The organism is Amycolatopsis rhizosphaerae, assembly GCF_007713715.1.
GTDB lineage: Bacteria > Actinomycetota > Actinomycetes > Mycobacteriales > Pseudonocardiaceae > Amycolatopsis_E > Amycolatopsis_E rhizosphaerae.
Window position 1 is genome coordinate 1 of the sequence record NZ_VJWX01000800.1, and the last position, 1,716, is coordinate 1,716.

2 protein-coding genes are annotated in these 1,716 nt (G+C 68.4%); both read right to left on the minus strand.

Annotated elements, in window-relative coordinates:
- A partial coding sequence (locus FNH05_RS36955; protein WP_144593471.1) for a hypothetical protein occupies positions 1–413 on the minus strand: 413 nt, incomplete at its 3' end.
- Between the two features lie 266 nt (positions 414–679).
- On the minus strand, positions 680–1,716 hold a 1,037-nt coding region (locus FNH05_RS36960), incomplete at its 5' end, for a putative bifunctional diguanylate cyclase/phosphodiesterase (RefSeq protein ID WP_144593472.1).

A 1,716-nucleotide genomic window follows, 5' to 3' on the forward strand; every position in this document is an offset into this window, starting at 1 on the left:
GTGCAGGCCACGTTCTCCAGTGCGGCGGCCAGGTGCCGGGCGAGGTCGTTGACGATGCCGGTCACCAGGGGCAGCGGCAGTGCGGCGACCAGCGAGCGCAGGAGCTGCAGGTTGCCCACCAGCCACTGGTAGACGGGCAGTAGTGCGGGCGGGACCACGGGCGAGGGCAGCTGCTGGAGCAGGGCGATCACCTGCGCGAGCGTGGCGTCGATCACCGCGGGGTCGGCGGTGCCAGCCAGGGTGTTCAGCAGTCCTTCCAGCTGGTCCACTGTGGAGCACAGCACGGGCACGGCCGGCGCCTGCACTCTCTCGGCCCGCGCGGGTGTCTGGGCTTCCGCGACACCCGCGGTGCCGCTGAGCAAGCCGGCGGTGACCAGAGTTCCGGCCACGGCCGCGCGAACGGAGTTGTTCAACACGGATCACCTCTTTCGAGAAACGGCATGATGCGCTGCCCGTGACTGGCGGAACCCGGCGCTCCCGCGACCCCGCTTACTGGGAGCCGGGGGCGAAACGCCGCCGGGCCTGTCGTCCGGATGAGCAGGGGCAGCTTCCATCAGTTCCGTTTGGACTGTCAAAACGGAACGCCGCGACACGCGGTGAAAGCGCGAAACGAGGCACTATCGCGTGAACGAAACGGCCGCGGATGGACCGTGTGTCGTGGACTGTCCTATCGCGACAGTCATGCGGCGGGTGGCAGCCAGCTCTTGGTCGACTCCGGACGGCCGAAGTAGTAGCCCTGTGCCTGGTCGCAGCCGAGGCGGCGCAGAATCTTGGCCTGACGCGCGGTTTCCACACCTTCGGCGATCACGATGAGGCCCACCGAGTGCGCCATCGCGACGATGCCGCCCACGATGCCTTCGGCTTCCCGTGAGTGGCCGAGCTCCCGCACGAAGGACTGATCGATTTTGAGCACGTCCAGTGGCAGCCGCAGCAACTGCGCGAGCGAGGCGTAGCCGGTTCCGAAATCGTCGATGGCGAGGCTGACGCCGAGCCGCCGCAACGCCTGCAGTTTCATCGCCGCCCCGGCCGGGTCGCGCATCAGCGTCGTTTCGGTGATCTCCAGGCACAGCGCTTCGGGTGGCAGCATCGCCCGGTGCAGCGCGCGTTCCACCGTGACGAGGAGATCGGGATCGTCGAGCTGGCGCGCGGAAAGGTTCACCGCGACCTGGAGGTCGAGCCCCAGTTCCCGGCGCCGCTTGGCCATGTCGCGCGTGGTCGTCTGCAGCGTCTGGATGCCGATCTTGTTGATGAGATCGCTTTCTTCGGCCAGCGGGATGAATTCGACCGGGGAGATCACGCCCAGGACCGGCTGGTTCCACCGCAGCAGCGCCTCGACCCCGACGGTGCGCCCGGTGGCCAGTTCCACCACCGGCTGGTAGGCGACCCACAGTTCCTCGTTCAGCACCGCGCGGCGCAGGTCCTGTTCCAGGCGGAGCCTGCGCTGCAGCCGTTCCCGCAGTGCCACGTCGAAGAACTCGTAGCGGCCCGGCCCGGTGGTTTTCGCTTGGTACATCGCGACATCCGCGTCGCGGATCAGGTCTTCGGCACGGCGGGTGTCCGACGGATCCGCGACCACGATCCCGATGCTCGCGTCGATGTGCAGCTCACGCCCGCTGACCGTGATCGGGGCGGCCAGGCTCGCGCGCAGGTGCTTCGCCAGTGCCCGGACGTCTTCCGGGCTGCGGACGTGGAAGTTGACCACGGCGAACTCGTCCC